The 5,185-nt window shown below is 72.2% G+C and carries 5 protein-coding genes and 1 tRNA gene; 5 read left to right on the forward strand and 1 reads right to left on the reverse strand.

The window, feature by feature from the left end; all coding sequences use genetic code 11:
- Positions 1-236: 236 nt before the first annotated feature.
- The 5 genes from ABEA26_RS34810 to ABEA26_RS34830 all read left to right on the forward strand — a co-directional run bounded on the left by ABEA26_RS34810 (position 237) and on the right by ABEA26_RS34830 (position 4,130).
- A complete protein-coding gene (locus ABEA26_RS34810; RefSeq protein WP_345597925.1) occupies positions 237-1,208 on the forward strand; it encodes an ABC transporter ATP-binding protein in 972 nt (323 codons plus the stop codon).
- Positions 1,205-2,020, forward strand: a complete 816-nt coding sequence (locus ABEA26_RS34815) for an ABC transporter permease (protein ID WP_345597927.1) — start codon at positions 1,205-1,207, stop codon at positions 2,018-2,020. Before ABEA26_RS34810 ends, ABEA26_RS34815 begins: the two co-directional genes overlap by 4 nt.
- 98 nt (positions 2,021-2,118) lie before the next feature.
- Positions 2,119-3,411, forward strand: coding sequence for a sensor histidine kinase (locus ABEA26_RS34820; RefSeq protein WP_345597929.1), 1,293 nt, complete (start codon positions 2,119-2,121; stop codon positions 3,409-3,411).
- Between the two features lie 2 nt (positions 3,412-3,413).
- Positions 3,414-4,022: a response regulator gene (locus tag ABEA26_RS34825; RefSeq protein WP_345597933.1), complete on the forward strand. Its 609-nt coding sequence runs from the start codon at positions 3,414-3,416 to the stop codon at positions 4,020-4,022.
- A 35-nt stretch (positions 4,023-4,057) separates the two neighbouring features.
- Positions 4,058-4,130: transfer RNA gene (locus tag ABEA26_RS34830), tRNA-Gly, on the forward strand.
- Positions 4,131-4,189: 59 nt separating this feature from the next.
- Here the strand turns inward: ABEA26_RS34830 and ABEA26_RS34835 are convergent.
- Positions 4,190-5,098 (reverse strand): phosphoribosylaminoimidazolesuccinocarboxamide synthase, encoded by a 909-nt coding sequence (locus ABEA26_RS34835; RefSeq protein ID WP_345597931.1) that lies wholly within the window; start codon positions 5,096-5,098, stop codon positions 4,190-4,192.
- Between the last annotated feature and the right edge of the window lie 87 nt (positions 5,099-5,185).

Here is a 5,185-nt window from a genome sequence, read left to right on the forward strand (position 1 = left end):
AGAGCGCAACCTTGCCAAGGTTGAGGTCGCGAGTTCGAACCTCGTCGTCCGCTCGGGAATCAGACCCCGGTCCCTCAAGGACCGGGGTCTTTTCGTGCGTCCGGAGCCCGGAGTGCCGAGGCCCCGGGGCCGGGGACCCGGGAGCCTGAGCGCAGGCGGCCCCGTCTGACATTTGTCATGCCGGGTGATGAGAGGCCGCACTGTTGTCCGGCCCGCTGGTCCGGAATGCTTGAGCCATGCAATCAAACGGACACGAACACGTGATTGAGGTCACCGACCTGCGACGTGTGTACGGGGGCGGGTTCGAGGCCGTGCGCGGAATCGACTTCTCCGTGCGCCGCGGAGAGGTCTTCGCGCTGCTCGGCACCAACGGCGCGGGCAAGACGTCGACGGTCGAGCTGCTGGAGGGCCTCGCCCCTCCGGCCGGCGGCCGGGTACGCGTCCTCGGGCACGACCCGTACACCGAGCGCGCCGCCGTACGCCCCCGCACCGGGGTGATGCTCCAGGAGGGCGGATTCCCCTCCGAGCTGACCGTCGCCGAGACCGCGCGGATGTGGGCGGGCTGTGTGAGCGGGGCCCGCCCGCCGATGGAGGTACTGGAGGTGGTCGGGCTGCAGTCCAAGACCGACACCCGAGTGAAGCAGCTGTCCGGGGGCCAGCGACGCCGCCTGGACCTGGCACTCGCGCTGCTCGGCGACCCCGAGGTGCTCTTCCTCGACGAGCCCAGCACCGGACTGGACGCCGAAGGCCGCCGGGACACCTGGGAGTTGGTGAGCGCGCTGCGCGAGAGCGGTACGACGGTGCTGCTGACCACGCACTACCTGGAGGAGGCCGAGCAGCTCGCCGACCGGCTCGCGATCATGCACGAGGGCCGGATCGCCGCCACGGGGACTCCGGCCGAGGTGACCGCCTCGCGGCCCTCCCGGATCTCCTTCGAGCTGCCCGACGGCTACTTCGTCGGCGACCTGCCGCCGCTCGGCGAACTGGGCGTCGGCGACCACGAGGTCGACGGCCGGATCGTCAGGCTGCGCACCCACGAACTGCAGCGCGCGGCCACCGGGCTGCTGGTGTGGGCCGGGCAGGCCGGCGTGGAACTGCGCCGCCTGGACATGCGGTCGGCGTCCCTGGAGGAGGCCTTCCTGGGGATCGCGAAGGAGGCGGCCGCGGGAGCGGCCGAGGGAACGACGACGAAGGAGTACGCGGCATGAGCGCCACGGACACGGAAGCACACGCCGCGCGCGCCACCAGGTCAGCGGTCACCACACCGATGAGCCGCATGACGGCACTCGCCCGCGCCGAACTGATCCTGCTCGGCCGGAACAAGGGCACCGTCTTCGCCGCGCTGTTCGTACCGCTGGTGCTGCCGACCAGCGTCTGGTCGGCGTCCAAGGAGATGGACCTCGCCGAGGCCGGGCTCACCACGGGCACGCTCGTGCTGCCCGCCGCGGTCGGCTTCTCCCTGCTGTTCGCCGTCTACTCGGCCCTCGTCGGCGTCTTCGTCGTCCGCCGCGAGGAACTCGTCCTCAAGCGGCTGCGCACCGGCGAACTGCGGGACGCCGAGATCCTGGGCGGCTCCGCCCTGCCGTCCCTGCTCACCGGGCTCGTGCAGAGCCTGCTGCTGGCGGCGGGCTGCTTCGTCCTGCTGGACCTGTCCGCGCCGTCCGCGCCTCACCTGGCCGTCCTCGGCCTGGTACTCGGCCTCGTGATGTGCGCCGCGCTCGCGGCCGTCACCGCGAGCTTCACCCGGACCGGGGAGAGTGCGCAGGTCACGCCGATGCCGTTCATGTTCGCCTCGATGCTCGGCTCCGGCATGTTCGTCCCGCTGGAGATGTTCCCCGACCTCGCGGCCTCCCTCTGCGAGCTGCTGCCTCTGACCCCCGTCGTCACCCTGGTGCGCGGCGGCTGGACCGGCGACCTGTCGGCGTACGAGGCGCTGGGCGCCACCGCGACGGCGGTGGCCTGGACCGTGGTCGCGGTGTTTGCTGTACAGCGGCGGTTCCGCTGGGAACCGCGGCACTGACGTACGGGAAGAGCCGGACCGGGGCCGGGGCCGGGACCGGGACCGGGGCCGGGGCCAGGGCCAGGGCCGGGACAAGAGAAAGCGGGGCGAGCGAGGGCATGCGCAGGCCAAGGCGCTGGTGGGGGCGTAAGAGCACACCGGCGAAGGTGGAGACGTACACCCGGTGGTCGTTCCACTTCTTCGGGCTGACCGAGATCCTGATGATCGGGGTGTCGGCCTTCGGCCAGGTCGGGCCCCGGCTCGCGACCGGGCTGTCCCTGCTGGTCATCCTGCACGCCGCGGTCTGCATGCTCTTCTCCTCCCGGGCACTGGACTGGACGCGCGGCCGACGTGCGCAGCCCCTGCGTCTGCTGTGGGTACTGGCCGTGCTCACGGCGGTGATCTCGATCGGCGCGATCGGGATCGCGGAGCGCGGGCCGGGCGGCGACGGGGTGGACGCCGCGGCGGGCTCCGTCTTCGCAGGCGTCCTGTGCTTCGGCGCCGGCACCATCACGCTCGGCGTGCGAAACCGGCGGCGCGTGGTCGCCGCCGTCGGCGGCTTCGCGCTGGGTGCCGGTGCCGTCTCGTTCCCGTTGGGCATGCCGGGCATCGCCTCGGCCGCGGTGGCGGGCCTCGTGCTGGTGGCCGGTGGGTTCCTCGCCTTCACCTCGATCTTCTCCGTCTGGCTGCTCAACGCGGTTTACACGCTCGACGAGGCCAAGGAGACCCGCGCCCGGCTCGCGGTCGCCGAGGAACGGCTGCGGTTCGGCCGGGACCTGCACGACGTGATGGGGCGGAACCTGGCCGTGATCGCGCTCAAGAGCGAGCTGGCCGTCCAGCTGTCCCGGCGCGGACGGCCGGAAGCCGTGGAACAGATGATCGAGGTGCAGCGCATCGCGCAGGAGTCGCAGCGAGAGGTCCGGGGCGTCGTCCGCGGCTACCGTGAGACCGACCTGGAGGTCGAACTCACCGGCGCCCGGGGCGTACTCACCGCGGCCGGGATCGACTGCGAGGTGAGTGGTGAGACGTCCGGGCTGCCCACCGAGGTGCAGTCGGCGCTCGGCTGGGTGGTGCGGGAGGCGACCACGAACGTACTGCGGCACGGGGACGCCGATAAGGTCGCCGTGGTGGTGCAGACGTCGGAGGGGCGTGTGGTGCTGACGGTGGAGAACGACGGGGTGGCGGACGCGGCCGGGACGAACCCCGCCGTCGGCTCGGGCAGCCCGGGCCGCCCTGCAGCTACGGGCCGCTCCGTCGCCTCGGGCGGCTCCGGGCTCGCGGGGCTGCGGGAACGGCTGGCCGCCGTGGAGGGCACGCTGGAGGCCGGGAGCGCCGGCAAGGGCGTGTTCCGGCTCACGGCCGAGGTGCCGCTGCCGCCGGGCGCCGGGGGCTTGCTGGAGGTCGCGTCGTGACGATCCCCGTCCGCGTCCTGCTCGCCGACGACGAGCACCTCATCCGCGGAGCGCTGGCGGCCCTGCTGTCCCTGGAGGACGACCTCGTCGTGGTCGCCGAGGCGGCCACCGGACCGGAGGCGCTGGCGATGGCACGGGCGCATGTGCCGGACGTCGCCGTACTGGATCTCCAGATGCCCGGCGCGGACGGTGTGAAGGTCGCCACATCCCTGCGGACGGAGCTGCCCGCCTGCAGGGTGCTGATCGTGACCAGCCACGGACGGCCCGGCCATCTCAAGCGGGCGCTCGCGGCAGGTGTGCGCGGGTTCGTCCCCAAGACGGTCAGCGCCCAGCGGCTCGCCGAGCTGATCCGCTCGGTGCACGCCGGAAACCGCTACGTCGACCCCGAGTTGGCCGCCGACGCGATCTCCGCCGGAGACTCGCCGCTGACCGCGCGCGAGGCCGAGGTGCTGGAGCACGCCGCAGACGGGGCGCCCGTCGCGGAGATCGCCGAGCGCGCCTCGCTCGCGGAGGGGACCGTACGGAACTACCTGTCGTCGGCCGCGAGCAAGATCGGGGCGGAGAACCGGCACGCGGCGGTGCGGCTCGCGCGGGAGCGGGGTTGGGTATAGTGGCTGTCGCGCCACGGCGAAGACCACGGCGCAGTGCGAACGTAGCTCAGTTGGTAGAGCGCAACCTTGCCAAGGTTGAGGTCGCGAGTTCGAACCTCGTCGTTCGCTCAGGATGAGAAAGACCCCCGGCACCTGCCGGGGGTCTTTCCGCTGTTCGCCTCGGCGGCCTACGACCAGCTCAGACCGGTCAGGCGCTCGTACGCCTCCACGTACTTGGCGCGGGTCGCGTCCACGACCTGCTGCGGCAGCGGGGGCGGGGGCTGCTCGCTCTTCCGGTCCCAACCGGACTCCGCCGAGGTGAGCCAGTCCCGGACGAACTGCTTGTCGTACGACGGCTGCGCACGGCCCGGCTGCCACTGGTCGGCCGGCCAGAAGCGGGAGGAGTCCGGGGTGAGGACCTCGTCGCCGAGGACCAGGTCCTCGGTGCTCCCGCCCGCGAAGCCGAACTCGAACTTGGTGTCCGCCAGGATGACGCCCCGGGCGCGGGCGATGTCCCGGGCCCGGGAGTAAACGGCCAGGGTGAGCTGCCGCAGTGCCGCCGCGGTGTCGGCGCCGACCTGGCGGGCGACCTCCTCGTAGGAGACGTTCTCGTCGTGCTCGCCGACCTCGGCCTTGGTGGCAGGGGTGAAGATCGGGGCGGGCAGCTCCGAGCCGTCGACGAGGCCCTCGGGCAGGGCGAGGCCGCAGACGGTACGGGTCTCGTCGTACTCGGCCAGCCCCGAGCCGGTGAGGTAGCCACGGGCCACGCACTCCACGGGAACCATGCGCAGGGACTTGCAGACCAGCGCGCGGCCCTCCCAGTCGGCGGGGGCGCCGGGGGGCAGCTCGGTGCTCAGGACGTGGTTCGGGGCCAGGTCTGCGAGCTGGTCGAACCACCACAGGGAGAGCTGGGTGAGCACCCGGCCCTTGTCGGGGATCTCGGTCGGCAGCACCCAGTCGTAGGCGGAGATGCGGTCGCTGGCGACCATCACGAGGTCGCCCGCCTCGTTCTGGTACAGCTCGCGCACCTTGCCGGTGTGCAGATGCACCAGACCCGGAACCTGGATCGGCTCGGGCTTTTCAACGAATCCGGACACGGTTCCTCCCCGTGGTTCTGTCCAATGCTCCGATTGTCCCGTACGGGCGGGGAGTCGGGGACGGCGGGGCGGTGGGGGCGGGGCGGT

Source organism: Streptomyces marokkonensis (genome assembly GCF_039539045.1).
GTDB classification, from domain to species: Bacteria; Actinomycetota; Actinomycetes; order Streptomycetales; family Streptomycetaceae; genus Streptomyces; species Streptomyces marokkonensis.

Bases quoted from the DNA above. Each gene is read 5' to 3' on its own strand.
- ABEA26_RS34810 (WP_345597925.1), top strand. From the start codon at position 237: ATGCAATCAAACGGACACGAACACGTGATTGAGGTCACCGACCTGCGA.
- ABEA26_RS34815 (WP_345597927.1), top strand. From the start codon at position 1,205: ATGAGCGCCACGGACACGGAAGCACACGCCGCGCGCGCCACCAGGTCA.
- ABEA26_RS34820 (WP_345597929.1), top strand. From the start codon at position 2,119: ATGCGCAGGCCAAGGCGCTGGTGGGGGCGTAAGAGCACACCGGCGAAG.